Below are 25,571 nucleotides of genomic sequence, written 5' to 3'. Positions count from 1 at the left end.
ATTGTTAAGCTCTCCAAAGCAGTCTGTAAAATTATTTAATAGAAGAATCATAGAGTAAATCTAAAAATAGATAAAACAGTTTGTTTTTATTTTAATAATCGGTTTTATAGATTTAAAGATATTTTCTTCAATCATTTCATAAAGCTATATGGGGGATTTAAATGATTTTTCAACTGATTTACAGTTTAGGCAGTATAAATTAGGTATGATCAAGACAGTTAAAAAATAGGGAGGCAAGTGATGCAATTACAGCGTGGTATCTATCAGCATTATAAAGGGCAACTGTATCAAGTTTTACATGTAGCGACGCATAGTGAAACTGAAGAAAAACTGGTGGTTTATCAGTGTTTATATGGTGATTACTCGATTTGGGTACGTCCACTTTCCATGTTTACTGAAACGGTAATGCTAGAAGATGACCGTGAAGTTGAGCGCTTTAAACTGATTCAAAAAGTATAAACGAAGCTAAGTAAAGTAGAGGGGATTTGATTATGCGTGCAGAATTTTTGAGTAAAGTATCGGCCTTATATCAACACTTTCAAGAACATGACAGTACGCAAACAGATCGCATCGCGCGCTTTCGCAATATTGAGCCTGAGTCTGCACAATTTTTGGCGCAACTGGTTCATATTCAGCAGCCTCAGCAGATATTAGAAATAGGAACATCAACTGGCTACTCAACCTTATGGTTGGCATATGCAGCGCAACAAGTGAATGCTCGATTAACCACTTTAGAAATTGATGCTGACAGAAGTCAACAAGCCGCTAGCCATCTTACAGATTTCAATTTATCCAATGGCGTTGAGTTTTGGGTGGGTGATGCTGCTCAATATTTGAAGCAGTCGCAAGCCATCTTTGATTTTATATTGCTAGATGCTGAGCGTGATGCTTATGTCGACTATTGGTCAGATTTGAAACGACTAATGTGTGTTTCACGCGGAGTTTTGGTGGTTGATAATGTTTTATCGCATGCAGATCAAGTCACGGACTTCATCGCGCTTATTCAGCAGGACGAGCAGTTTAACTTGTCTACATTAGCGATTGGTGCGGGCTTGTTGATGGTGACATGCAATCATGAAAAACAATCAGGATAAATCCTGATTGTTTGAGCTTCAAAAATTAATGAATACTTAAGCGTGTAAAGTGCAAATCATATTCTAAATATTTATGAACAAAGGCTGTTTTATTATTACATCGAACTAAGTTGTTATAAATAAATTCAGGCACAGGGTGGTACAGCTCGCCTGAACCATCGGCATAGAAAATTTTTAAATAGCGTGTGGAAGCATTGTATTTCCAAGATGTTACCGCAATTGTCCCCATAAGCGACTCCCCATTATTTACATGGAATCACAGCAATGTGGCTGCTTAATTTAAACTTATGCCAAACTTAAAAAGTGAAGTATTACAGTTTTGTAAATAAAAAAACCGTACATAAAGTACGGTTTTTTTAAGTGATCAATTAACGCATTTTCGCAAGGAAACGGCCTACTCGGGTAATGGCTTCACGTAGTTCATTTTCAGCAGGTAAGAACACCACACGGAAGTGATCTGGTGTTGGCCAGTTAAAGCCTGTGCCTTGAACCAGAAGTACTTTTTCCGCACGAAGTAGATCAAGCATCAGTTTTTCGTCATCTTGAACTGGATAGATTTCTGGGTCCAATTTCGGGAAGCAATACATCGCGCCTTCAGGCTTAACACAAGATACACCTGGAATATCATTCAACATTTGCCAAGCAATATTACGCTGTTCGTATAAACGACCACCCGGACGAATTAAATCATTGATTGACTGGTAGCCGCCCAAAGCTGTTTGAATGGCATACTGTGCTTGGTGGTTAGCACACAAACGCATAGAAGCGAGCATGTCTAAACCTTCAATATAGTCGACAGCACGAGACTTATCGCCTGTGATGGCCATCCAGCCTGAACGGTAACCCGCAATACGGTATGCTTTAGATAAACCATTGAAAGAGATACAGAGTTGGTCACCCGCTAATGCTGCGACAGAAACATGCTCAATACCGTCATAAACGATTTTGTCGTAAATTTCATCTGCAAACAAAATCAAATCATGCTTTTTAGCCAATGCGACGATTTGCTCAAGTACATGGCGTGGATAAACTGCACCTGTTGGGTTGTTTGGATTGATAATCACGATACCGCGGGTACGTGGTGTGATTTTACTCTCCATATCAGCAATGTCGGGATACCAAAAGTTTTCTTCATCACATTTATAATGAATGGCTGTGCCACCTGAAAGATTTACCGCAGCCGTCCAAAGGGGGTAGTCAGGCATTGGCACGAGCATCTCGTCACCATCATCTAACAAGCCTTGCATCGCCATCACAATCAATTCAGAGACACCATTTCCGATATACACGTCATTGACATGCATATCTAAGATGCCTTTTTGTTGGTAGTACTGACAGATGGCTTTACGCGCAGGGAAAATCCCTTTTGAGTCGGTATAGCCCACTGCATTTGGCAGGTTTAAAGCTACATCATTAATAATCTCTTGAGGAGCCTCAAAACCAAACGGTGCAGGGTTACCAATATTGAGTTTGATAATCTTATGGCCGGCTTCTTCCATTTCATTGGCCGCTCGTAACACTGGTCCACGGATGTCGTAGCATACATGCTCGAGCTTAGACGATTTTTTTATTTCGCGTGGGGTTTGGAGAGTGTTCGGCATTTTGATGTTCTCGGAAAGAGTGGAGGTCACTTTTGCATAACGGTATAAATAGCTTTTAAATGTTTCAGTTGTCACTAGATCGAGATCATGTTCGTCTCTGAGTAAAGCAACAATTTTTTCATGCGTAAACCCTACCTGTTGATATTGTTTAATCACAGGCAGTAGATGTTTAAAAATAACGCTCTTTTTTTGCGACATTTTTTTAATCCTGAGCAAGAATGCCAATAAGATTAACACTAAATTTGCTCACAAAAAAGCATTAAAGAAAATAAATTGCTTACTATTTTTATAAAATGCTTTCTTTTTGCTTTTATTGGAATTATAGGTCTTTTGTAAATTGTGAACTAAACACTAGAAATTTTAAGATTAATCACGTAAATATAGGATTATCCTATTTTAAATAGCAAGATAGAAAGGAACGTAATCATGGGAAAACTCAATAAAACAGACCGAGAATGGCAGAGAGAGTTATCACCTGACGAATTTCGCATTACGCGACAAAAGGGGACGGAACCAGCCTTTACGGGGAAATATTGGAATACTAAACAAGCCGGCACTTATGTATGTCGCTGCTGTGGTACGCCATTATTTAATTCTGAAAATAAATATGACAGTGGTTGCGGCTGGCCAAGTTTTTATAAGCCACTCAATACGACTGTGATAGAAGAGCATCAGGATACAACACATGGCATGGTGCGTACTGAAATTGTATGTCATCACTGTGATGCTCATTTAGGCCATGTTTTTACAGATGGACCTGAGCCTACAGGTTTACGTTACTGTGTAAACTCGGCTTCATTAGAACTAGAAACACAAGAAAAAAGTGATGAGGATACTTATCCATGACCAACATTTATCAGTTTGAAGCGGAATTGTTAGATGGAAAAAATAAATCCTTTGCTGATTATGAGGGCGAAGTGCTGCTCATCGTCAATACGGCCAGTAAATGTGGTTTTACACCACAATTTGCGGGATTAGAAAAAATTTATGAGCAATATCATGCACAAGGGTTTGAGGTGTTAGGCTTCCCTTGTAATCAGTTTGGGGGGCAAGATCCGGGTAGCAATGAGCAAATAGGAACGTATTGTCAGAAAAACTATGGGGTGACTTTTCCCATGTTTTCCAAAGTTGATGTTAAAGGCCCTGAAGCCCACGCCATATTCCGTTATTTAACCAATAACAGCAAAGGGATTCTCGGCAGCGGCATTAAGTGGAATTTTACAAAATTCTTGATTGGTAAAGATGGCAAAGTAATTAATCGTTATGCGCCAACCACCAAGCCTGAAGCCATTCAGGCAGATATTGAAAAAGCATTACAACAATAATCGGTTGATGTATCGTCAGTGATGAACGAGCAAGGTGCTTTAGTTGAATTTTGGAGTGACCCGCACATGCCTTATGTGGAAACACGTCGGGCATGTGCAAGTCGTGCTTGTTATAAAGCCCATAGTCATCCGACATTTTCAATTGGAGCGGTGGATCAAGGCAACAGTATTTTCACTAGCCACTTCGGTGGAACGCAACAAATAGACGCGGGTACTTTGGTATTGGTTCCTGCACATGTTGAACATGCGTGTAATCCTGTTCCAGATCAAGCTTGGAGCTACCAAATGATGCATTTAGATGCACGTTGGTTGAACCAGTTATTACAAGAAACTGCATATAAAGATGCTTATCAAGACATACCGCAGTTCAAACCTGTGTTGTATAAACAGCCTAAGATGTATCAAGACTTTAGTTGTCTTAACAGTCAATTATTTGATACTGCACTGTCTTATTGGGAAAAAGAACATAGCTTAATCACAACACTTACTGAGCTTTTATTTCCATATATTCAATTAGAATTTCTTGCTCCTCAACACTATGCACAGCAAGAGTTTAAGCAGCTTTTATCGATGATTCAAGATGCTGACGTGTTTTTATCATTAGAGCAAATGTCGCAAGAAGTCCAGTTGAGTCGATATGCCATTATTCGGCTATTTAAATCGTCTTTAGGCATGACGCCGCACGCTTATCAATTGAATTATAAAATTAATGATGCACGCACCTTTTTAAAACAAGGAATGGATATAGCGCAACTGAGTTATACACTGGGCTTTAGTGATCAAAGTCATTTTCATCGTGTTTTTAAAAGTTTAATGGGAACCACGCCTAAGCTCTATCAAAAGCAACATCGCGCAATTTTATCCAAGAGTTGAACTTCATGCATCGTTAGGCTTGTCTCACTTTTAAAGAGAGATAAGTGATGAAGTTTTTTATTGTTATTGCTGTGACGCATTTTGTGGCTTTGCTTTCCCCAGGCCCCGATTTTTTCCTGATTCTGATGACGGCATTAAACAGTGGTCAAAGAAGAGCACAATATACAGTTTTCGGTATTGTAGCTGGGAATGCTTTTATTTTAGCGCTTATTTTTACGTTACTGGGGTGGCTTGGGCATATTCATGCTTATGTTCTGATGTTGCTACACGGATTAGGTGTTGCGTATTTGTTGTATTTGTCTATACAGTGTTTTCGCTATAAGCATCATGAAAATGTTGATGTTCAAGCACATGATTCCACACCTCATCAAACTAAAATTCTATGTTTTACTCAAGGTTTACAGTCAAGTTTGCTGAACCCTAAAAATATGATGTTCTATAGTAGTTTGATATTGCTGGTTTATGCAAAATTTGATGTTTATACCTTGCTTTTAATGAGTCTCTGGATGGTGACTGTGGTTCTGATATGGAATCTGTTGCTGCTTAAGTTATTGAGTTGGAAGCGCTGGAATCATTTTTTAACTCAGCGACTCAATTGGCTTTATAAGATGTCAGGGTGCTGCTTTGCCTCTTTTGCACTCGTTTTGCTATTAGATAGACTATTAATATGAGAATCTTAAAGTAAAAGTCAATCAGTTGTCTGACGTCATAAGTTATAACAATGAAATAATTAATTCTCATTTGAATTTACAATTTAAATGAGAATTAAATCAGTTTGACTAAGATCAATTCTCATTTACTATCAGGCTCGAATTTTAGATTGATGAAAAAAGGGTAGGAAATGGTTAAGCTGAAACCATTGGTGTTAATGATGGCATGTGTATCTGGGTACAGTATTTCACATGCTGCCGAAGCTCCAGTAGTCGTTGAATCCGACTCATCATCTCAGGCGAGTAATGTTAAAGCTTTGGAAGCAATTCGTATAGTTGCAAGTGCCGATGCTTCTGCAAATGGTTTAATGGAAGCTTTCGCTGGGGGGCAGGTTGCAAGTGGCGGCCGAGTAGGTGTCTTTGGTAACCAGAAAAATTTAGATAACCCATTTAGCTTAACCAGCTATACCAATCAATATATTCAAGAGCGTCAAGCAAAGAGTGTTGGGGATGTGCTAAAAGCAGATCCGAGTGTACGTGTTGGGCGAGGATATGGTAATTTTCAAGAAAACTACTATATCCGTGGTTTTAACTTAGGGTCAGATGACACTGCTTATAATGGTTTATATTCAATATTACCGCGTCAATATATTCCAACAGAACTTTTTGAGCGTGTGGAAGTATTAAAGGGTGCCTCATCGTTTTTAAACGGTGCTATGCCAAGTAATGGTGGGATCGGTGGAGCAATCAATCTTCTACCAAAACGAGCAGGAAATGAGCCATTAAATCGGGTAACTGTAGGTACAGATTTTAATGGTGGCTATATCTCAAATGATATTTCACGACGTTTTGGTGAAGATCAGCAATTTGGAGTACGAGTAAACACCGCCTACCATGATGGAAATACGTCTGTTGATGATGAAAAGAAATCATTAGGGCTTGCTGCTATTGGACTAGATTATAGTGGTGAGGGCCTACGTCTTTCGGGTGATATGGGCTATAGCAACAATCGCTTAAATGCAACGCGACCAAATGTAACATTGGGTGCTGGGTTAACGTTGGTACCAAAGGCTATTGATAGTTCTAGTAATTATGCTCAAAAATGGTCTTATTCAAATGAAGAGAATGTTTTTGGAAGTTACCGTGCGGAATATGATTTTAATGATGCACTAACTGCATATGCAGCATATGGTTTCCGTCATGGCGAAGAACAAAACTCACTGGCAAGCTACACATTAAGAAATGCTTCAACGGGTGCTAGTACACTCTACCGTTTTGACAATGCTCGTGTAGACATGGTCAATACAGGTGAGGTTGGGGTACGTGGAAAGTTCGATACAGGTTCAATTAAACATAATTTAGTTGTTTCTGGATCAGCATTTCAACTAAATACGAGAAATGCCTATTTTATGGATTCAGGGAATCCATTGAACTCTAATATTTATCATCCTATTCAACATGACCAACCTGCTGCTTTAACACCAGCATTCTCAGGTGGAGATATGGATAGTCCGAAATTGACCACTCGGACGCGCTTAAGAAGTGTTGCTATTGGGGATAATCTGACTGCATTAGATGATAAATTAATTATCATGTTGGGTGCGCGTTATCAGCAGATTCTCCAAGATACATATAATTATTCTCAAGTGAAAACAGGGGCATATGATGAGAGTAAATGGACGCCTGCACTTGGAGTAACCTATAAAATTACTCCAGAAGTTTCAGTTTATGCCAACTACATTGAATCTTTAGCGAAAGGTCTAACAAATACAACAGGTGGTGTGACCACATCGATTAAACCGTTTGTGGCTGAACAGAAAGAAGTAGGTGCCAAATATGAAAATGACCATCTTGGGGTGACATTAAGTTTATTTGATATTAATAAACAACGTGGCATTATGCAAAATGGTGTATTTAGTGATTCTGGTGAATACGTTCATCGGGGGGTAGAACTGAGCAGTTATGGAAAGCTTACAGACTCCTTGACTGTTTTAGGTGGTGTAACGTGGATGCATGCGACGCAAGAGAATACTGGCTCAGCTACTTATGATGGAAATTATGAAGTAGGGGTTCCAAAGTTTCAGGCGAACCTAGGCACAAATTGGAAATTACCACTCCCGCAAGATATTTCTTTAAATGCCCAATTGACTTATACAGGTTCAACTTATGCAAGTTTGGACAATAATTTGAAAGTTAAGGATTGGACTACGCTTGATTTAGGTGCAAGTTATAGAACTCAGTTTGGTCAAACCCCAACAACATTTAACTTCCTTGTGAATAATGTATTTGATCAGGATTATTGGGGTTCTGTTGGTCTATATGACAATATTAACAATACAAGCAACACTAATAATGGCTATTTAGTTGCTGGTTTACCGCGGACATTTATGCTTAGTGCATCATTTGATTTTTAATCGAATAAAGACAAGAAAACTTCCGTTATAGGAGGTTTTCTTGTCTTTAGATGAGCTTGTTTACAAAATCGCTTTTAAGCGTTTAATCACCTGCTCACACTGTGCAAGATCTGCAACTAGCGCAAGACGCACATGGTTTTCGCCTGGGTTGCCTTGCTCAGTATCGCGTGACAAGTAACGTCCTGGAAGTACTTTGACATGTGCTTTTTCCATGAGCATTTTTGCAAAAGTTTCGTCATTATCTACTTTTAACCAGTAGTAAAAACCTGCATCTGGTTTTTGTAGGGGCAGTATATGGCCCAATTCCTTTTGAAATAAATCAAATTTTGCACGATATTGCACACGGTTTTCTTCAACATGTGCTTCGTCATCCCATGCTGCAATCGAAGCCAGTTGGTGCTGTACAGGCATCGCCGCACCATGATACGTACGGTATTGTAAATAAGGTTTGAGCAATGCTGCATCACCCGCGACAAAGCCAGAACGCATACCTGGTAAGTTTGAGCGTTTAGACAGTGAGTGGAATACGACACAGTTTTTGTAGTCATCTCGGCCTATTTCAGCACAAACTTCGAGTAGGCCCACAGGTGCAGTATCAAACCAAAGCTCTGAATAGCATTCATCCGATGCAATCACAAAACCATATTGGTCTGACAGTGCGATTAATTTTTTGAATTGTTCTTTTGATAACACCGCACCAGTTGGGTTGCCCGGTGTACAGACAAATAACAAGGCTGTTTTCTCCCAGACTTCAGCAGGCACAGCATCAAAGTCACCGAGATAACCATTTTCTTCGGTGCAATTTACAAAGTAGGGTTTTGCTCCAGCAAGTAAAGCGGCACCTTCATAAATTTGGTAGAACGGGTTAGGCATAACCACATAAGGCGCATCTTCACGATTTACCAATGCCTGCACAAAAGAGAAAATTGCTTCACGTGTGCCCGAAACAGGTAATATATTGTTTTCTGCACTAATCTGATTGAGTTGAAAACGACGGCTTAGCCAGTTTGCAATACTGGTGCGTAACTCGGGTATACTTTTACTGTTTGGGTAGGTCGATAAATGCTGAAAATTATCGATAATGGCTTGTTTCACAAACTCGGGTGCAGGATGCTTAGGCTCACCAATCGATAATGGAATGAGGGGTAAGTCTGCGGGAGTAATATCCTGAAATAGTTTATTCAACTTTTCAAAAGGATAAGGATGTAAATGGGATAAACTCGAGTTCATGAAACAAAATACCAGTGTGTATTGTTAATGTTGACCACAGACCTGACTAGAGGCTTCATCTAAGGCTGATTTTAGTTGTGCAGCAAAAGTTTCAGCTTCAGTTTCAGTCATGGGTTGACCATCTTTTTTGGTGACAAAGAAAATATCTTCGGCACGCTCACCTAGGGTGGCAATTTTAGCAGAGTGAATATCTAAACCTTGCATCATAAACAGCCCGCCTACTTTGGCAAGTAAGCCGGGATGGTCAAGTGTTGCAATTTCAACCATGTTTTGTTGCAGTGCTTCATTCAGCGTAATATCAACGGTGTTTTCAATGTCAAAATGACGCAACTGACGTGGGATGCGGCGTTGCATGAGCCCTGGGTATTTATCTGAATTGGCTAATGCATCTTTTAATGCAGATAGTACTTTTGCTTCACGTTCAGGGTCGGTTAGCAGCGTACCAAAACGGTCAAGCACGACATAAGTGTCTAAGCTAAATGCTTTGGTCGCGGTAATAATACGTGCATCTTGTACGTCCAAATTCATACGATCGAGAATAGCAACCGTTGTTGCAAACAGGTTGGGCTGATCTTGGGTATAAATAAAGATTTGTACTGCATCTTGAGCAAATTTACGCTGTGCACGCATCAAAACAAGCGGTTCAGGGTTGTCACCGTGCTGTAAAATAGCACGTGTGTGCCAAGCAATTTCATCAGCAGATTCTTTGAGGAAATATTCATCCCCCAGTTCTTGCCAGACTTTTTCGACATTATCTAGTGCAAACTCTTCGACCAGTTGTTCGCTGGCAGAAAACTTGGTGTCCTCGATGAGCATTTGATAGTCAACAGGACGGCCTAAACCTGAGCGAATCACGTCACGTGCATGAGTATAGAGCTGACGCATGAGAGAAGCGCGCCACGTATTCCAAAGTGAAGGATTGGTTGCATTGATATCTGAAACAGTCAACGTATATAGATAGTCGAGATGTTCCATATCGCCCATTTTCTCAGCAAACGCTTTAACTACATCGGGGTCAGAAATATCTTTCTTTTGAGAAGTGACAGACATGAGCAAATGGTTTTGGATGAGCCATGCGACAAGGTTGCATTCACGTTCGGTAAAACCATGACTACGACAGAATTCAATCGCATCGGTTGCACCTAACTCACTATGGTCTCCGCCACGGCCTTTGGCGATATCATGGAAAATGGCAGCCAAATAGACAATGTCACGACGTGCTAGACGTTGGAACACCGAACTCACAACAGGGAAGTCCTTGGCAAACTCAGGTTCTTTGAAACGGTTTAAGTTGCGCAGTAATAATAAAGTATGTGCATCCACGGTATAGATATGGAACAAGTCATACTGCATCAACCCCATAATTTGCCCAAACGCAGGAATATAGTTACCTAAAACGCCATAACGTTTCATTGCCACCATGGTTTCATATAAACGATGGGGTGAGCGAATGATGGCCATAAACAGGGCTTGATGTGATGGATTATCTCTATATTTTTGGTCAATGCGTTTAGCTGCCAAAATTAACAGACGTAGAGTGCGCGCGCGAATGCCTGTAATTTCAGGTCGATTAGCCAATATATAGAAAATTTCTAAAATAGCACTTGGGTTTTCAGAGAAAATTTTATGGTGTTGAACGGCTAGTTTGCCGTCGACTAGTTTAAAATTTTCATTGATTTCTTCAATGTTACGCTCATAGTTCGGTAGGCGTGGGGTAATCACAGATTCATTGAAATAAGCCAACAGCATTTCATTCAGCGTGGTGACTTGTTGAGCGCTTCGATAATAACGCTTCATGAATTGTTCAATTGGATAATTCGGTGATTTACCTTCTTCACGCACATAGCCAAACTTTGCTGCAATGTCACGTTGATAGTCGAACAGTAAACGGTTTTCATCACGTTTAGTGAGGCGGTGTAGGTGATGACGAATTTCCCAGAGGAAGCTTTCGGCTTCTTCTAATACCCCCAACTCAAACTCTGAAATAAAGCCTAAGTGCACCAAGTCATAAATACGGTTGACGCGGAAATGCCGCTTAGCAATCCAACCAATTTGGTTAATGTCCCGAATGCCACCCGGCGCGTTTTTAATATCGGGTTCTAGATTACTTTCCGTAAAGTTATGCTGTGCATAGCGTTTGGCCTGTTCTTCCATTTTTGCATCATAGAAGGTTTTGTCTGTCCATGTTTGTGAAACAATGCGTCGTGGCCATTTGGCTAAGTGTTCATTACCTGTAATTAAACGAGATTCGATGAGGGCGGTGGCAACAGTTAAGTCAGAGGTTGCTTGCTCAACACAGTTGGCAATGGTACGTACACTAATTCCGGGCTTGAAATTGCCGACATCCCAAAGTGAGGAAATAAAGACAGAAATGAGCTTTTCTTGTTCTTCGCTAAACTCATCCTCAGACAAGATCATGATGTCTACATCTGAGTAAGGCAGCATCTCCCGGCGACCATAGCCACCGACAGCAAATAAACTTAAGTCTGTCTGATCGAGTTTTGCATATTTCCATAGGAAAATAAGTGCTTCATCGGTCATATTTGAACGCGTTAAAATGACATCGCGGATGGATTGGCCATGATCAAAACTTTCTTGTAATTGATTTTCGACATCACTACGCCATTGATTAATCGCTTTGATGTCGTGATTGCTGCTGACATAGTTAAGCAGTGGAGAAGTATTGATCATGAACCGTATCCGTATATTTTAACAACGCTTAATTTTGATGAACGCTCACCTGTCCAGCAGTTTGTGCTGCTAGTTCACGCGCTTGGTCGGTTGTTTCAGCCCGCGCTGTCGCAACACCCATACGGCGACGTGTAAAGCCTTCTGGTTTACCAAAAATGCGTAAATCAGTATTTGGGTTTGCCAAAGCAAGATTTAAGCCAGAAAAAGATAAGTTATTATCATCTACGCCTGCATAGATCACGGCGCTCGCTGCAACGCTATGACGTGCTGTATTGACAGGTAGACCCAAAATCGCACGTGCATGTAGTTCAAATTCACTTTGGAACTGAGAGGCAAGGGTCACAAGACCAGTGTCATGTGGGCGTGGTGATACTTCACTAAACCACACTTTATCGCCTTTGACAAAGAGTTCTACACCGAAAATACCACAGCCACCCAATGCGATGGTGACTTTATTGGCAATACGCTTTGCTTCGTCAAGGGCCGCTGGTGTCATGGCTTGAGGCTGCCAGCTTTCAACATAGTCGCCCGCGTCTTGGCGGTGACCAATTGGGTCGCAGTACGAGGTTTCAACTTCACCTGTTTCAGGGTTTTTTGAACGTACTGTTAATAGCGTAATTTCAAAATCAAAATCAATTTGTGATTCTACAATTACTGTTCCTTGATTTACACGACCACCTGTTTGGGCATATTCCCAAGCAGCATCTACTTCTGAAAATTCTTTTACGCGGGATTGGCCTTTACCAGAAGAGGACATGACTGGTTTAACAAAGTTTGGATAACCAATGTCATCACATGCAGCACGGAAAGATTCTAAAGTATCTGCAAAACGGTAAGCCGATGTCGGTAAGCCCAGTTCTTCCGCAGCTAAACGACGGATGCCTTCACGGTTCATGGTTAAATTGACCGCTTTTGCAGAGGGAATGATTGTTGCAATATTATCTTGTTCTATTTCGACCAATACTTGTGTCGCAATGGCTTCAATTTCAGGGACGATTAAATTCGGCTTAACGTCCTGAATGAGTTGTTTAAGCGCTGTCGCATCTGCCATATTTAAGGTATAGGCATAGTGTGCCACTTGCATTGCAGGAGCATGATCGTAACGGTCAGCAGCATGAACTTCTACACCTAAACGTTGTAAAGAAATCACAACTTCTTTCCCAAGCTCTCCAGAACCCAATAGCAGAACTTTAAATGCTGAAGGCTGAAGTGGAGTACCAATAGTAACGCTCATGTAAATCATCCATGCTTGATTTTATGGGCTTTTAGCATAGCAGAACTCTTAAAAGTGTTCAGGGTTCATTCACATAAATTAATGATATTGTCCAACAATTTTTTTTATAAAGCGGTGTATTACAAAGTCAAAATTTTCATGCAAAAAGGATACTAAATAAACTTTTCCAATCAAGCTTGAAATGTCCTGCACAGCTGATCGCTTCAAATAGCACATCAGGTTTTGATGGATTTAAGATATGGGTTAAAAAGGCATAGGAATATAGGTATAAACCAAGCCGTAGCCCAGTGCTGCGGTGAGTGTGGCAGGGACAATTTGCTTAAACTTGAAATAAAGTCCAGCTAATACGATAAAGCCGACCAACATGGCAAAACTTTTATTGGGTGTATCTAACAGTGGTGGCAAGGTGGCAACCACGAGCATCGAACTGATCGCCGCGATACCAATCGAACCCAATGCGATTTTTAACCATAAGGCACCGCGCTTTTGTGAACCTTGCTGGAATTTTTGAATGACGAAGAATGGGCCAAAGCGTGAGGCAAAATTTGCAATACCCACTAAAATGCCGATCAAAATAATTTCGATATTCATGATTGACCTCCCATATGTTCAGGGTCTGGTTTTTTCAGTACATAGTGCTTAAACAAACCTGCAAATATACCCGAACTGATACCAATAAAAATTGCAGCAGATAAGTCAATAAAATAGCAGGCAATGGCAGATACAAGAATGGTCACAGCCACCACAAAAGTGTGTTTCTTTTCAAAAGCTGCCAATAAGAAACTTAAGAACAGTGCAGGTAATAGAAAGTCTAGAGCGGCTTGTAAAAACTGGGGTAAATGACTGACTTGGTCTGCAAACATTCCCCCTAGAAAAGAACCGGTAGCCCATGCGAGCCAACTAAACAGGCTTAAGCCCAGCATCCAAGACTCAGACCACTCTTGGCGACGTTGCGATAATTTAATCATGCCTGAGGCAAAAACTTCGTCGGTTAGCCCCCATGACCAAATAGCAGTTTTCTTTAGGTTCAGTTTATCTTGAATTAAGTTTTGTAGCGCAGGGCCATAGAGTAAGTGACGAATATCTAGGGCAATTACAGTGAGGGCGGTCATCCAAATAGATGTTCCACTACCCAATAGGGCAACCACTAAAAACTGACTGGCCCCTGCATACATTGAGCAGGATAAAAATAAAGCCTCCCATGCACTAAAGCCAAATTGGGTTGCAGATACACCAAAGGCAAAAGAAACAGGTAGATAGGTAAAGATAATCGCTTGGCTATCCTTAGCTCCTTGCCAAAAGCCAGCAGCTTGCGCAGGAGTGGGATTAAGTTCGGACACAACACACCTTGAAGAAGACTTTATCAATAGGTCAAAATTGATTGTGTATTGTAACTGAATTCACTAGCATAGTGCCCAATTGTTTGTTGAGGCGTTTAACCATGTTGAAGCTCGAATTACGTACTTTAGGGCTGACTGCAATCATTGTAAGCAGTTTACTTTTGCAAGCTTGTGGGCGGTCAGAGCAAGCTCCTGAACAAAAAGTAGAAATTAAGGCTGCGCCAAAAATTACCAATGACGCGACGCAATATGCCCAGCGTGCTTGGGTGTTTATCAATGAAGTAGATGGCTTGGTATATAATAAGCAAGTGGATCAGATTGAAGCTAAAGTCCGTCATCCTGCACGTAAACTCAGTACGGACTGGCGTATTAATGTCAAAATGACAGACTCAGTGACCGAAGGAAAATACGCACTGTGTCGTAAAGCCTTGACCAGCTTAGAAGTGTGGGCACGTGAGACCTTAGACGGTTCGTCAAGTGTTGCACAGAAACAGAGCGATTATGAGCGTGATAAAGCACAATGTCGGGGCGCAATTGATAACCCCAGTTTAGGTAATACAGACCCTAAAAAAGTAGGTGTCTAATACCTGTATAGCATAAGCAAAAGCGAGTTTTTAAAAACTCGCTTTTTTATGGTTGCAGCTTTAATAAATAATATAATAAAAATATTCCTATGCACTAAAATATAAGGATTGAGTCGAATTTTAAGGGTTAATTTAAAAAAATTAGTTGTTGTGATGTTTACATTAATTATTGGTCAAATGCTGCCACAGCAGTCCAAAGTCGTTTAGACAAATAGCCAAGACGTTAGGCCGTGTAGCAATATTTTTATATATCCCTACTATATGAATTGCGCTCTTAAGGCGCACACTTGATTGTCTATTCTGAGCTATGTGCAATTCTATGCAGCTTTGCAGGATCTAAAATCTTAATCTTTTTAAACGCAATTGCCAGTATTCCTTGTTTTTCTAAGTTTTGAAGTTCTTGGTTGATCGTTTGGCGCGAACACATCAGCATTTGAGCCAGTTGCTCCTGTGATAAATGGATTTCATCATTGGTAATCGACAGATGGTTGCCATAACCGCTTAAAATAAACAGTAAGCGTTGAGCCAGTCGTTGACTGATATTTTGACTTTGGATTGCGATTAGTTCTAAAAAGGCGAGACGTAACTTCTGCGAAGCAAGCTGTGCAATATGAAACCAAAATTCTGGGGTGGCCTGGATAAATTCCTCAACATCGCGTTTAGTCAGATGGAGTAGGGTGCTTTTTTGAATAGCAATCGCATCGTGCGAACGCGGTTGCTGATCTATTAATGAAATTTCTCCAAACCACATAATCGGTTCTGCGATTGCTGCAACTGCTTCTTTACCTTCAATGTCGACATGACCTAAGCGAATTGCGCCGTTCAAGACTGCATAGATACCATCAAATAAATCCCCAGAGCGAAAAACAGCTTGGTCTTTTGCAACCTCAATATATTTGGCATGTTGCACAATATACTGTTGATAGGCTTGTGGTAATTTGGCGAACCAATTGTTATTGAGTAATTGTTGTTGATGTTGAATTTGCAGCATTCCGCGTCCTTTCGTGATTGATCGAGCAACTTGTCAGGTCAACGACAACTTGATGGGCTGTTTTCCTTTAAAGTTATTCTATATCGTGATCAATATCATGCAATAAGGAAATACAGTATGAGTAAATTAGAAAAATTATTAAGTCAGTATGCAGCTTATCATCTTGATCATAAAAATATCGTGACCCACTTTGTGGGTATTCCGCTGATTGTGTTTTCAATTATGTGCTTAACCGCGAGAGCTGGCATGACTATTGGCAGTTTTGAAATTACTTTGGCGATGGTTTTGATATTAGCGAGTATCGTTTACTACCTGAGCTTAGATCGAATTTTTGGTGTGATCATGCTGGTGATCTATACCATGGCTTATCCATTGGCGTATAAAATTGCACAGTTTGATTTGGGTCTTTGGTTAAGTCTCGGTATTGGTATTTTTGTCGTCGGCTGGGCATTCCAGTTTGTCGGGCATTTCTATGAGAAGAAAAAACCGGCCTTTATGGATGATGTGATTGGCCTAGCTATCGGACCATTATTTGTTTTGGCGGAAATGGTGTTTATGCTTGGTTTTAGAAAAGACATTGAACAACGCATGTTAGATGAAGCGCGCAAACAGCGTGCTGCAATGGATAATAAACATGTCTCTGTGACATCACATTAACTGAATTATTTTATCGATAAAAAAGCCAGTGAATTTCACTGGCTTTTTTATGCTGTTTTAAAATGTCTTCGCGACTTTATGTGTATCTGGTTGAGCTTTGGGTGTATTCGGGTTTGGAGCATGAGAATCTTTATGGGATTTATGGGTCATATCATTGGTTTTCATTGAATCATGTTTCACCATTTTATTTTGCTTCATGACTGGATCATGTTTGGCCATTTTATCCTGTTTCATGGCTAGATCGTGTTTGGCTGTTTTGTCTTGTTTCATTGCCTGATCATGTTTCGTCACGTTCATGGTTGCGACGCACTTATCACCTTTATGATTTGCACCTGTACCACCCGACAGTGTTGTTCCTTGTGGGCATGCAAATGCTGTAGCGCTAAGCGTTGTGAATAAACCTGCTGATCTTTTTCATTTTCGTTTGTTCAAGGAAGGCATTAGTGCCTGTGATTAAATTAGCGATAATACGAAAGAATAGAAGTGATAATATTGTGTGAGATCCAAAGGGATCAGGTGTTCATATGTTATTTAATGCTGTTTTTAAGCTTGGTTTAAGCTTATAAAAAAACCCGATTAGTATCGGGTTTTTTTATATTCGGAATAACTTATACGTTAAAGCGGAAGTGTAGAACATCACCGTCTTGAACGATGTACGTTTTACCTTCTAAACGCCATTTACCTGCTTCTTTCGCGCCTGCTTCACCGTTGTATTGAACGAAGTCGTTATAAGCAACACATTCAGCACGGATAAAGCCTTTTTCGAAGTCAGTGTGGATCACACCCGCCGCTTGTGGTGCAGTTGCACCGACTTTAACGGTCCAAGCACGAACTTCTTGTACACCCGCCGTGAAGTAAGTCTGTAAACCTAAAAGACCGTAGCCTGCGCGGATAACCACGTTTAGACCTGGTTCTTCCATGCCTAAAGCTTCAAGGAACTCAGCACGGTCTTCATCTTCAAGCAATGAAATTTCAGCTTCGATTTGGTTGCAAAGTGGAACGACGATTGCATTTTCTTCAGCTGCAAGTTTTTTAACAGCGTCTAAATGCGGGTTGTTTTCAAAACCATCTTCAGCAACGTTTGCAATATACATGGTTGGTTTTAAAGTCATTAAACCAAAACCACGAACCAATTTACGTTCGTCGTCATCTAGATCAGCTGCACGAGCAGGTTTACCTTCATCAAGTAAAGGTAAAATTTTGTCTAAAACCGCTTTGGTTGCAAGCGCTTCTTTGTCGCCACCTTTTGCAGATTTTGCTAAACGAGTCACTGCTTTTGTCACAGTTTCTAGGTCAGCAAGTGCAAGTTCCGTGTTGATGGTTGCGATGTCATCAAGCGGGTCAATTTTACCGTTAACGTGAATGACGTTTTCATCTTCAAAACAACGTACAACGTGAGCAATCGCATCCGTTTCACGGATGTTTGCAAGGAATTGGTTCCCCAAGCCTTCACCTTTAGATGCACCAGCAACTAAACCTGCAATGTCCACAAATTCCATCGTCGTTGGAATCACACGCTGAGGTTTTACAATCGCGGTAAGTTTGTCTAAACGTGGATCTGGCACAGGAACGATGCCTGTATTTGGTTCAATCGTACAGAATGGGAAGTTTTCAGCAGCAATAGCAGCTTTAGTCAATGCATTGAAAAGTGTAGATTTACCAACGTTCGGCAAGCCGACAATACCGCAATTAAAACCCATGAAATAACTCACAACGTGTTATATAAAAATTGCCAGTGATTTTACATGAAAGCCATGACAAAGTCAGGTCTCAGGGACGAAGAATCAAAGTTGTAAATCATGTTGTGGGCATAACTTCCTCATTTAAGCCCTATGTACGAGCCTTTTAAGCCTTTTCTTTTAATAAAAAAACCAGATTTAAGAGGTCCGTTGCATGTAGATCATTGTCTATACACTGGCTTGAATCTTTCAATTGGGCTGCACCATATTCAAAGGGACGTTCAATATAAGCTGTCCGTAGTCCACAGCCACGCGCTGCAGAAAGGTCATCTTGATGAGTGGCAACTATCATCACTTGACTCGGTGCAACATTGAGTTAGTCTGCGACACCTAAATACGTTTGGGGAGAGGGTTTGTAGGCTTTGAAATTTTCAGCAGAGAAAATAGTGTCCCAAGGCAATTTTGCGTACTTTGCCAGATCGATCAATAAGCGAATGTTGCCATTTGAAAGGGTGCAAATAATATAATCTTGTTTTAATTGATTGAGTGCTGCGACTGTATCTGGCCAAGGGTTGAGACGATGCCAAATAAAGTTTAAATCATTCTTTTGTGCTTCGGACAGTGTGGAGATTTGATATTTCACTAAAAGCTCATCCAAAATGAGACGGTGAATATCATCAATGGAGGTCCCACGGCTGCTGACCTGACAAAACCTGATCCATTGCAGGTCGATAGCCTGCTCGCCAGTCTAATGCAAATTAGTTGGCATCAATGTTCAAGGCTAGACGTTCCACTTCTTGAACGATTGAAGAATGCCAGTCCAAGACAGTTCCAAAGATGTCGAAAGCGAGTACTTTAATTTTAGGGGAATGATGCATATTGAGGTAGTTATTCTTATTTAGGCTTGAGTATACGTTATAGCTTATTCATTTCTATCTGTATATTCAGAGCCATATTTTCTATGTAAATTTGAAAGAAAAAAATGTTGATTCAGTTGATTAGATTACTGACATAAATCAAAAGCAATTATAAATGGGTAGTGAATTTCATACTGAAACACCCTCCTTAGAAAAAGGAGGGGCTAAAAAACTTAAGTGGACAGTATAGTCTCTGCTTTATATGGGAAATGGGATTAAACCTTCCTTTTATCGAGTTGATTTGCCAGATTGTCTCCAATCGCTTGCACACACATCACCAAAATCACGAGCACGACTATCACGGCCAACATGATCTGCATATCAAAACGCTGATAACCATAACGATAGGCGATATCGCCTAAACCACCTGCACCAATGGCACCTGCAATGGCAGAGGAGTTAATCATGGTTACAATGGTCACGGTAAAACCTGCGACAATTCCTGGTAGTGCCTCAGGTAACAACACATGCCAAATGATTTGAGTACGGTTACAGCCGATGGCTTGCGCAGCCTCAATCAACCCCTGATCCACTTCACGTAAACTGACTTCTGCAATTCGTGCAAAAAAGGGGGTTGCAGCCAAAGTTAAAGGGACAACTGCTGCCCAAACACCATAACTGGTGCCTACAATCCAACGTGTGAGTGGAATGAGGGCCACCATCAAAATCAGGAAGGGAACGGAACGAGTGATATTTACCAACCAGCCTAAGCTATGGTTAATACTTTTAGAGGGATAAATGCCATGCTCAGAGGTGCTGACTAGAACCACTGCCATTGGCAGACCAATGAGTAAGGCAAAAAATGCGGATGCGCCGACCATGATTAAGGTGTCGATAGTGCCTGTCAGTAATAAATCAATGAGTTGGTCGTGCATAGCCCAGTACCTCTACATGTGTCACATGCGCTTTTAGTTTTTGTAGTAGCGATTGAATTTCTAAGCCCAGTGTGGGGACAGCAATAACCAATGTTCCAATTAAATGGTTTTGGATGGTGTCGACCTGACTTTGATACAAATGCACAGTTTGTGGAAAGTGCTCCAAAATCCGTTTTAAGTCAGGGGGATGATGCGCATCTGAAGTCGAGCGAATTTTGAAAATGGCATGTGTATCGAGCTGCGTAGGTTCAGCATTTAAGCGAAAAGGCAAATCGAGTTGTTCTAGATTCAGTAGTTCTTGGGTAATGCCTTGTTGGGGGTGAGAAAACACCGACCAAACTTCGCCTGATTCCACAATTTCACCAGCATCGATGACCACCACCTGATCGCAGATTTCCCGAATCACTTGCATTTCATGGGTAATCAATACAATGGTGATACCCAGCTTGTGATTAATCTCTTTGAGTAGCGACAACACTACAGAGGTGCTTTCTGGATCAAGTGCAGATGTCGCTTCATCACAGAGTAAAATTTCAGGATGGTGAACCAATGCACGGGCAATGCCGACACGCTGCTTTTGACCGCCAGACAGTTGTGATGGGTAGTGCTGAGTCTTATCGCTCAGCCCGACCAATTGTAAAACTTCGTTGACACGTTGTTCGATGTCTTGTTTAGGATAATTGGCCACTTTGAGTGGCAGTGCGACATTTTCGTAGACTGTTTTGGCAGACATTAAATTGAAATGCTGGAAAATCATACCAATGCGTTGGCGGAGCTGAATCAGCTCAGCATGGCTTAATGCCGCCAAGTCTTGTTGATGAATATGAATATGACCTTCACTGATACGTTCTAAACCATTTAGAGTGCGGAGTAGAGAGGATTTACCTGCACCACTTTTGCCAATAATGCCAAACACTTTACCTGTCGGGATATCGAGGTCAATATTTTTGAGTGCATGTACAGTATGCCCTTGTACTGCATAGTGTTTGTTTAAGTTACGAATTTTGATATGTGGAATTGAAAAATCCACATGAGAACCAAAGCTGACCATTCTTTTTCTCCTTATTTCCAGCCTTCAAACCACAGACCTTGGCCAAAATCACGATCTAAAATCTCTTGAACGTGTTTTGAGTTTTGGAATGCTTGCACAAAAGTCGCAAGTTTTTGGTTTTGGTCTGGATAGTCTTTGCGTGTCACAAATAAGATGGCGTATTTCTTGTCTATCGGATCAAGAAAAAGGGCATGATGCGGATCTGTGACTTTGGCCATTTTTAAATAATGTGGGAAGCCAAAAATTAAATCAGCATCATTAAACGCATGAGCAGTTTGTGGGCCTTCGACTTCAATAAACTGAAGCTGTTTAGGATTGCTCACAATATCTTTTACGGTAGATAGTTCATTGTTAATGTCTTTGAGCTGAATCAACCCTGCACGATGCAGTAAAATTAGAGCACGTGCCGAGTTTACAGGGTCATTGGGGATGACCACACGTGCTTGAGTGGGTAGTGCATCTAAGGACTTATATTTTTTTGAATACAGTCCGACATGACTCCCTGTTCCAGTAGCGAATGCATGCAGATCATAATTTGTTTCGCGAATGGCATTACGTAGAAAGACGCTTTGTTGAAAAAAGTTGGCATCAATGTCACCATTTTGTACAGCAACATTTGGCGCATGCCAGTCAGAGAATTCAACCAGTTTGACCTGAATGCCTTGTTTCTTTACCTCATCTGCCACGCTTTGCAGCAGTTCGGCATAAGGTGGGCTAATGCCAATCGTTAAGACATCATCTTGCACATGGCTTTTGCTATAGCGGTAACCCGCTAGAGCAAAAATTGTCATGATGATGCTTAAGCCAATCAGCCATTTTTTTCGATTTTGAGTGAAAGATTGCGTCATGGCTTATACTCACTTCCAACCTGGGAACCAAAGTTTTTCACCAATTTCACTATTCAAAGTCTGTTTAACTTTGTCAGATGTTTGATAAATTTTGATGAACTTTTCAAGTTGCGCGGCTTTCTCTGGATGTTGCTGTTGGTAGTCGTCACGCACCACAAATAAAATCGAATACAGAGTATTGGTGTTGTCATCTAAGATCAGTGCATCATTTGGGTCAATGGTTTTTGCAAGACGTAAATAATGTGGATAGCTAAAGACCAAGTCAGCATCATCAACGGCACGTGCAGTTTGTGGACCTTCAACTTCAATAAACTGGAGCTTTTTAGGATTGCTCACAATATCTTGCAGGTTAGATAGATGATTGTTTGGGTCTTTTAAGCTAATCAATTTAGCCTGTTGTAACAGTAAAAGTGCACGACCTTGATTCACTGGATCATTTGGAATAACTGTACGTGCATTTTCAGGAATCGCATCAATCGAGTCATATTTTTTTGAATATAAACCGACGTGTGTGGTGACGCCTTTATCCAGTGCTTTCAGTTTAAATTGAGTTTCTTTGATGGCGTTATCTAAGAAGGGCTGATGCTGAAAATAGTTGGCATCAATATCACCATGGTTGAGCGTGACATTGGGGGTATTCCAATCCGAAAACTCCACCAGTTTGACGTTGATGCCTTGCTGTTTCGCCTCTTCCACAGCCACCTTTAATGGATTGGCAAAGGGTGGGCTGATCCCAATCACCAATTCAGAGTTACTCGATTTTTTATGATAAGACCACGCCACCAGTGCAATGACGATGGCAGCGACAATTACCCCAATAACGGTAAATTTTGTTTTTGCAGTTTGAGCCATGATATTTCTCGTATTTTAAAATTTATGCGGTTTGTTTTTGCTGTGTTTTAGGATGAGCGCACGAGCTTTGACATCGATACTGCTGTACTGGGTGGTTTGCGGCCAGTCGGTCACCTTGAGCGAATAATTTGTGGCGTAAACTACCTGTTTCATAGGCGGTTTTATAACGGCCACGCTCTTGTAATTCTGGGATGACCCAACGAATAAAGTCTTGATGTGACTCTGGGGCAACGGTTCGTGTGAGATTAAAGCCATCTACGCCAGTTTCATCTATGAGCTGAATGAGTTTTTTTGCTACAGTTTTTCCACTCCCGACAATCAGTGGATAGCGTCCACCGAGTACATGTTGGGCTTTCAAATCCGTTCGCGTAACTTTTTGCTCTTTAAATTTGTTATTGACCGAGGCAATGCTATTGGTTTGTTTATAAGGAATCGCTTCATCATCTGTGAACTGCGCTAAATCAATTCCGACTGAACTGGAAAAATGCGCCAAACCTGCTTCTGGACTGGCATAGCGAATATATTCGGCCAGTTTTTCTTGTGCGAGTTCGTCCGTTTCTGCCGTCACTACACTAATGCCAACAAAGAGTTTAATGGCTTGCTCATCACGGCCATGGCTTAATGCAAGCGCACGAATCTTATCGACTTGCTGTTTCAGTTTTTCAGGTGTGTCAGCACCAATAAACAAGGCTTCAGCATGTTGAGTTGCAAAAGCTAATCCTTTGCTTGAAGCGCCCGCTTGATAAAGTACAGGCGTGCGCTGAATAGATGGGGAAACCTGAAAAACACCCTGACTTTGGAAAAATTTGCTTTGATGCTGTATGGCATGAACTTTTGAAGGATCGGTAAAGACACGGTTTAACTTATCTTTTTGTACGGCATCGTCTTCCCAAGAACCTTCCCAAAATTTATAGCAAAGTTCGAGAAACTCTTCAGCTTGTTCATAACGCAAGTCGTGATCTTTTAAACCTTTTTGACCAATTAACCGTTCTGCGCTGTCTAAGTAACCCGTGACAATGTTCCACCCAATACGACCGTGGGTTAGATGGTCGAGGCTCGCAAAGCGTCGTGCAAATTGGTAAGGCGACTCATAGCTCAAATTTACAGTGACACCAAAACCTAAGTGCTGTGTAACGGCAGCCATTGCAGAAACGAGTGTACTTGGGTCATGGCTTGGAAGTTGAATTGACTCTTTTAGGGTTAAATCCAGACCATTTTGATAAACATCGTAGACACCCGTAATGTCGGCGATAAATAAACCATCAAATAAACCTTGCTCTAAGGTCTGCGCCAAATCTGTCCAATAGCTGAGCTCATTAAAGCGATGTGACTCATCGCGTGGGTGTGTCCACAAACCGTGATTGATATGACCTACGCTATTCATATCAAAGGCATTCAAGATGATTTGTTTCGGGTTTTTATTTTGAGATGATAGTGTCATTACAATGTCCCTCTGCGTGGCGGAAGTACACCGTTAAGAAGATAATTGGCAATGAAGTAATATTTCCAACGTGACGCATCGTGTAGCGTGTGAACACGTGCATTACGCCAAAAGCGGTCTAGGCCATCTTCACGTTGACTACCACGACTGCCTGCCAGTTCAATCAATTTCGAAGCCGCTTTTAAAGCCGTTTCTGTGCTGTGAGCACGAACTTTCGCTACATCCAGTGATGCTTTCGCGATGTTCTCTATGGTTGGATGGGGACGTGCTGTATCGATTGAGCGAGCTGCTTGTTTGAGTAAGACTTCACTGGCGCGTACATCGGCAACCACGCGTCCTAGTTCAAACTGTGTTAAAGGATCATCGGTTGCCTGTTCAACAGCAGAGTCAATCCACGGACGAGCTTGACGTACACGAACCAGTGTTTCCTCAAAAGCAGCACGTGCAATGCCTGTTTCAATGGCGGCATGCATAATTTGGGCGAAAGGCCCAACCAGAGTCGGCCTAGAAAAAGCGGTATCGAAAGGAACAATATCTTCGACATCTACAGCGACATGATTGAATTTGACTGTACCGCTGCCTGTGGTGCGTTGACCAAAACCAGACCAATCATCAATCAGTTCGAGTCCTGAGCTACTCCGTGGGATAAAGACCAGAAACTCTTTCTCATCGGCATCTTTGACTAAAGTGGGAATGCGGTCTGCAAACAGACTGCCTGTGCAATAAAACTTTTCACCATTGACCACATAGCCTTGTTCAGTTTGGCTGAGTGCAGTTTGTTTTTGTGTTGCGTTTTTAGTTTTAAACTCTGCCAAGGCATTACCAAAGCGTGCACCTTTTAGCACTTCTGCATAGAGTTTACGCTTTTGTTGTTCAGTACCGTTGTTACGTAAAACCTCTAAGGCATAGAAATGGTTCTGGGGAATTTGTCCAATCGAACCATCTACACCACTCATTAGTGCGATAATTTGCGCGACCGTATAACTGGAAACATCTGCGCCCCCGAATTCCTTCGGAACAGTAATGGCCCAAAGCCCAGATTGGCTATAGGCTTCGATTTCCTCAAAAGGCAAAATACGTTCCGCATCACGTTGGATAGCCTGTTGTTTAAACTGCTCAGCTAAATTTTTGGCAATTTCTAAGGCTTCGGCATCGCTTTGAATAATATGTGCATATGCCGCGTTTTGGGATTGAAGTGGAAGAATAGGTTGAAATGAAGTCATG

At 41.2% G+C, this 25,571-nt stretch carries 27 protein-coding genes; 9 read left to right on the top strand and 18 right to left on the bottom strand.

Annotation, left to right across the window (positions count from 1 at the left end):
• Positions 1-240: 240 nt before the first annotated feature.
• Positions 241-459: a DUF1653 domain-containing protein gene (locus KVY11_RS10875; protein ID WP_168159715.1), complete on the top strand. Its 219-nt coding sequence runs from the start codon at positions 241-243 to the stop codon at positions 457-459.
• A 32-nt stretch (positions 460-491) separates the two neighbouring features.
• Complete coding sequence (locus tag KVY11_RS10870; protein ID WP_256350742.1) at positions 492-1,094, top strand: O-methyltransferase; 603 nt, start codon at positions 492-494, stop codon at positions 1,092-1,094.
• Between the two features lie 25 nt (positions 1,095-1,119).
• On the opposite strand, the gene KVY11_RS10865 is transcribed toward KVY11_RS10870, so the two are convergent.
• Together KVY11_RS10865 and KVY11_RS10860 are read right to left on the bottom strand one after the other, a co-directional pair.
• Complete coding sequence (locus KVY11_RS10865) at positions 1,120-1,323, bottom strand: KTSC domain-containing protein (RefSeq protein WP_004980128.1); 204 nt, start codon at positions 1,321-1,323, stop codon at positions 1,120-1,122.
• Positions 1,324-1,462: 139 nt separating this feature from the next.
• A complete protein-coding gene (locus tag KVY11_RS10860) occupies positions 1,463-2,893 on the bottom strand; it encodes a pyridoxal phosphate-dependent aminotransferase (protein WP_062032676.1) in 1,431 nt (476 codons plus the stop codon).
• Positions 2,894-3,121: 228 nt separating this feature from the next.
• Here KVY11_RS10860 and msrB point away from each other — a divergent pair, with 228 nt between their 5' ends.
• The 5 genes from msrB to KVY11_RS10835 all read left to right on the top strand — a co-directional run bounded on the left by msrB (position 3,122) and on the right by KVY11_RS10835 (position 7,957).
• Positions 3,122-3,541, top strand: coding sequence for a peptide-methionine (R)-S-oxide reductase MsrB (gene msrB, locus KVY11_RS10855; protein WP_005399615.1), 420 nt, complete (start codon positions 3,122-3,124; stop codon positions 3,539-3,541).
• The gene (locus KVY11_RS10850) at positions 3,538-4,020 is read left to right on the top strand and encodes a glutathione peroxidase (RefSeq protein ID WP_004980122.1); all 483 of its coding nucleotides are present in this window, start codon (positions 3,538-3,540) and stop codon (positions 4,018-4,020) included. Before msrB ends, KVY11_RS10850 begins: the two co-directional genes overlap by 4 nt.
• Positions 4,021-4,041: 21 nt before the next feature.
• Positions 4,042-4,893 (top strand): AraC family transcriptional regulator, encoded by an 852-nt coding sequence (locus tag KVY11_RS10845; protein ID WP_218288933.1) that lies wholly within the window; start codon positions 4,042-4,044, stop codon positions 4,891-4,893.
• Between the two features lie 47 nt (positions 4,894-4,940).
• Positions 4,941-5,564 (top strand): LysE family translocator, encoded by a 624-nt coding sequence (locus tag KVY11_RS10840; protein ID WP_218288930.1) that lies wholly within the window; start codon positions 4,941-4,943, stop codon positions 5,562-5,564.
• Between the two features lie 170 nt (positions 5,565-5,734).
• Positions 5,735-7,957, top strand: coding sequence for a TonB-dependent siderophore receptor (locus KVY11_RS10835; RefSeq protein WP_218288929.1), 2,223 nt, complete (start codon positions 5,735-5,737; stop codon positions 7,955-7,957).
• A 60-nt stretch (positions 7,958-8,017) separates the two neighbouring features.
• On the opposite strand, the gene dapC is transcribed toward KVY11_RS10835, so the two are convergent.
• From dapC to KVY11_RS10810, 5 genes are all read right to left on the bottom strand, one after another.
• Positions 8,018-9,187: a succinyldiaminopimelate transaminase gene (dapC, locus tag KVY11_RS10830; RefSeq protein WP_218288928.1), complete on the bottom strand. Its 1,170-nt coding sequence runs from the start codon at positions 9,185-9,187 to the stop codon at positions 8,018-8,020.
• A gap of 24 nt (positions 9,188-9,211) precedes the next feature.
• Positions 9,212-11,878 carry a [protein-PII] uridylyltransferase gene (glnD, locus tag KVY11_RS10825; RefSeq protein ID WP_218288927.1) on the bottom strand — a complete coding sequence of 889 codons (2,667 nt, stop codon included), beginning with the start codon at positions 11,876-11,878 and terminating at the stop codon, positions 9,212-9,214.
• 28 nt (positions 11,879-11,906) lie between these two features.
• Entirely contained in the window at positions 11,907-13,121 is a 1,215-nt protein-coding gene (gene purT, locus KVY11_RS10820) for a formate-dependent phosphoribosylglycinamide formyltransferase (RefSeq protein ID WP_184118488.1), read from the bottom strand.
• Positions 13,122-13,355: 234 nt separating this feature from the next.
• Positions 13,356-13,703 (bottom strand): L-valine transporter subunit YgaH, encoded by a 348-nt coding sequence (gene ygaH, locus KVY11_RS10815; RefSeq protein ID WP_218288926.1) that lies wholly within the window; start codon positions 13,701-13,703, stop codon positions 13,356-13,358.
• Positions 13,700-14,452: an AzlC family ABC transporter permease gene (locus KVY11_RS10810; protein ID WP_148826209.1), complete on the bottom strand. Its 753-nt coding sequence runs from the start codon at positions 14,450-14,452 to the stop codon at positions 13,700-13,702. The genes ygaH and KVY11_RS10810 overlap by 4 nt, the downstream gene beginning before the upstream one ends.
• A gap of 101 nt (positions 14,453-14,553) precedes the next feature.
• On the opposite strand from KVY11_RS10810, the gene KVY11_RS10805 reads away from it, so the two are divergent.
• Positions 14,554-15,036 (top strand): hypothetical protein, encoded by a 483-nt coding sequence (locus tag KVY11_RS10805; protein ID WP_218288925.1) that lies wholly within the window; start codon positions 14,554-14,556, stop codon positions 15,034-15,036.
• Between the two features lie 295 nt (positions 15,037-15,331).
• On the opposite strand, the gene KVY11_RS10800 is transcribed toward KVY11_RS10805, so the two are convergent.
• Positions 15,332-16,027: a Crp/Fnr family transcriptional regulator gene (locus tag KVY11_RS10800; protein WP_218288924.1), complete on the bottom strand. Its 696-nt coding sequence runs from the start codon at positions 16,025-16,027 to the stop codon at positions 15,332-15,334.
• 117 nt (positions 16,028-16,144) lie between these two features.
• Here KVY11_RS10800 and KVY11_RS10795 point away from each other — a divergent pair, with 117 nt between their 5' ends.
• A complete protein-coding gene (locus KVY11_RS10795; RefSeq protein ID WP_218288923.1) occupies positions 16,145-16,684 on the top strand; it encodes a DUF962 domain-containing protein in 540 nt (179 codons plus the stop codon).
• Between the two features lie 57 nt (positions 16,685-16,741).
• Here the strand turns inward: KVY11_RS10795 and KVY11_RS10790 are convergent, their stop codons facing one another.
• From KVY11_RS10790 to KVY11_RS10750, 10 genes are all read right to left on the bottom strand, one after another.
• A complete protein-coding gene (locus KVY11_RS10790) occupies positions 16,742-16,981 on the bottom strand; it encodes a hypothetical protein (RefSeq protein WP_256350740.1) in 240 nt (79 codons plus the stop codon).
• Positions 16,982-17,292: 311 nt separating this feature from the next.
• Positions 17,293-18,384, bottom strand: coding sequence for a redox-regulated ATPase YchF (ychF, locus tag KVY11_RS10785; protein WP_004693442.1), 1,092 nt, complete (start codon positions 18,382-18,384; stop codon positions 17,293-17,295).
• Positions 18,385-18,529: 145 nt separating this feature from the next.
• Entirely contained in the window at positions 18,530-18,715 is a 186-nt protein-coding gene (locus KVY11_RS16610; RefSeq protein ID WP_256350739.1) for a hypothetical protein, read from the bottom strand.
• A 24-nt stretch (positions 18,716-18,739) separates the two neighbouring features.
• Positions 18,740-19,006: an HAD-IA family hydrolase gene (locus tag KVY11_RS16605; RefSeq protein WP_256350738.1), complete on the bottom strand. Its 267-nt coding sequence runs from the start codon at positions 19,004-19,006 to the stop codon at positions 18,740-18,742.
• Positions 19,007-19,495: 489 nt separating this feature from the next.
• Complete coding sequence (locus KVY11_RS10775; RefSeq protein ID WP_004693438.1) at positions 19,496-20,155, bottom strand: methionine ABC transporter permease; 660 nt, start codon at positions 20,153-20,155, stop codon at positions 19,496-19,498.
• Complete coding sequence (locus KVY11_RS10770; protein ID WP_218288922.1) at positions 20,136-21,206, bottom strand: methionine ABC transporter ATP-binding protein; 1,071 nt, start codon at positions 21,204-21,206, stop codon at positions 20,136-20,138. Before KVY11_RS10770 ends, KVY11_RS10775 begins: the two co-directional genes overlap by 20 nt.
• Before the next feature lie 11 nt (positions 21,207-21,217).
• On the bottom strand, positions 21,218-22,054 hold the full coding sequence (locus KVY11_RS10765; protein ID WP_148826203.1) for a MetQ/NlpA family ABC transporter substrate-binding protein: 837 nt from the start codon (positions 22,052-22,054) through the stop codon (positions 21,218-21,220).
• Between the two features lie 9 nt (positions 22,055-22,063).
• Positions 22,064-22,906, bottom strand: a complete 843-nt coding sequence (locus KVY11_RS10760; RefSeq protein WP_062034759.1) for a MetQ/NlpA family ABC transporter substrate-binding protein — start codon at positions 22,904-22,906, stop codon at positions 22,064-22,066.
• Between the two features lie 22 nt (positions 22,907-22,928).
• Positions 22,929-24,347: an LLM class flavin-dependent oxidoreductase gene (locus KVY11_RS10755; RefSeq protein ID WP_218288921.1), complete on the bottom strand. Its 1,419-nt coding sequence runs from the start codon at positions 24,345-24,347 to the stop codon at positions 22,929-22,931.
• Positions 24,347-25,570 (bottom strand): SfnB family sulfur acquisition oxidoreductase, encoded by a 1,224-nt coding sequence (locus KVY11_RS10750; protein ID WP_218288920.1) that lies wholly within the window; start codon positions 25,568-25,570, stop codon positions 24,347-24,349. The genes KVY11_RS10755 and KVY11_RS10750 overlap by 1 nt, the downstream gene beginning before the upstream one ends.
• Between the last annotated feature and the right edge of the window lies 1 nt (position 25,571).

It is taken from the genome of Acinetobacter sp. CWB-G5, from assembly GCF_019209785.1.
GTDB lineage: Bacteria > Pseudomonadota > Gammaproteobacteria > Pseudomonadales > Moraxellaceae > Acinetobacter > Acinetobacter johnsonii.
The sequence above is the reverse complement of the archived record's forward strand: the minus strand, read 5'-3'. Positions and strand labels throughout refer to the sequence as shown.

Bases quoted from the DNA above. Each gene is read 5' to 3' on its own strand.
- KVY11_RS10755 (WP_218288921.1), bottom strand. From the start codon at position 24,347: ATGACACTATCATCTCAAAATAAAAACCCGAAACAAATCATCTTGAAT.
- KVY11_RS10775 (WP_004693438.1), bottom strand. From the start codon at position 20,155: ATGCACGACCAACTCATTGATTTATTACTGACAGGCACTATCGACACC.
- KVY11_RS10770 (WP_218288922.1), bottom strand. From the start codon at position 21,206: ATGGTCAGCTTTGGTTCTCATGTGGATTTTTCAATTCCACATATCAAA.
- ychF (WP_004693442.1), bottom strand. From the start codon at position 18,384: ATGGGTTTTAATTGCGGTATTGTCGGCTTGCCGAACGTTGGTAAATCT.
- KVY11_RS10760 (WP_062034759.1), bottom strand. From the start codon at position 22,906: ATGGCTCAAACTGCAAAAACAAAATTTACCGTTATTGGGGTAATTGTC.
- KVY11_RS10750 (WP_218288920.1), bottom strand. From the start codon at position 25,570: ATGACTTCATTTCAACCTATTCTTCCACTTCAATCCCAAAACGCGGCA.
- KVY11_RS10805 (WP_218288925.1), top strand. From the start codon at position 14,554: ATGTTGAAGCTCGAATTACGTACTTTAGGGCTGACTGCAATCATTGTA.
- KVY11_RS10790 (WP_256350740.1), bottom strand. From the start codon at position 16,981: ATGAACGTGACGAAACATGATCAGGCAATGAAACAAGACAAAACAGCC.
- KVY11_RS10845 (WP_218288933.1), top strand. From the start codon at position 4,042: ATGAACGAGCAAGGTGCTTTAGTTGAATTTTGGAGTGACCCGCACATG.
- dapC (WP_218288928.1), bottom strand. From the start codon at position 9,187: ATGAACTCGAGTTTATCCCATTTACATCCTTATCCTTTTGAAAAGTTG.
- KVY11_RS10840 (WP_218288930.1), top strand. From the start codon at position 4,941: ATGAAGTTTTTTATTGTTATTGCTGTGACGCATTTTGTGGCTTTGCTT.
- KVY11_RS10850 (WP_004980122.1), top strand. From the start codon at position 3,538: ATGACCAACATTTATCAGTTTGAAGCGGAATTGTTAGATGGAAAAAAT.
- msrB (WP_005399615.1), top strand. From the start codon at position 3,122: ATGGGAAAACTCAATAAAACAGACCGAGAATGGCAGAGAGAGTTATCA.
- KVY11_RS10765 (WP_148826203.1), bottom strand. From the start codon at position 22,054: ATGACGCAATCTTTCACTCAAAATCGAAAAAAATGGCTGATTGGCTTA.
- purT (WP_184118488.1), bottom strand. From the start codon at position 13,121: ATGATTTACATGAGCGTTACTATTGGTACTCCACTTCAGCCTTCAGCA.
- KVY11_RS10875 (WP_168159715.1), top strand. From the start codon at position 241: ATGCAATTACAGCGTGGTATCTATCAGCATTATAAAGGGCAACTGTAT.
- KVY11_RS10865 (WP_004980128.1), bottom strand. From the start codon at position 1,323: ATGGGGACAATTGCGGTAACATCTTGGAAATACAATGCTTCCACACGC.
- glnD (WP_218288927.1), bottom strand. From the start codon at position 11,878: ATGATCAATACTTCTCCACTGCTTAACTATGTCAGCAGCAATCACGAC.
- KVY11_RS10795 (WP_218288923.1), top strand. From the start codon at position 16,145: ATGAGTAAATTAGAAAAATTATTAAGTCAGTATGCAGCTTATCATCTT.
- KVY11_RS10800 (WP_218288924.1), bottom strand. From the start codon at position 16,027: ATGCTGCAAATTCAACATCAACAACAATTACTCAATAACAATTGGTTC.
- ygaH (WP_218288926.1), bottom strand. From the start codon at position 13,703: ATGAATATCGAAATTATTTTGATCGGCATTTTAGTGGGTATTGCAAAT.
- KVY11_RS10860 (WP_062032676.1), bottom strand. From the start codon at position 2,893: ATGTCGCAAAAAAAGAGCGTTATTTTTAAACATCTACTGCCTGTGATT.
- KVY11_RS10835 (WP_218288929.1), top strand. From the start codon at position 5,735: ATGGTTAAGCTGAAACCATTGGTGTTAATGATGGCATGTGTATCTGGG.
- KVY11_RS16610 (WP_256350739.1), bottom strand. From the start codon at position 18,715: ATGATAGTTGCCACTCATCAAGATGACCTTTCTGCAGCGCGTGGCTGT.
- KVY11_RS10870 (WP_256350742.1), top strand. From the start codon at position 492: ATGCGTGCAGAATTTTTGAGTAAAGTATCGGCCTTATATCAACACTTT.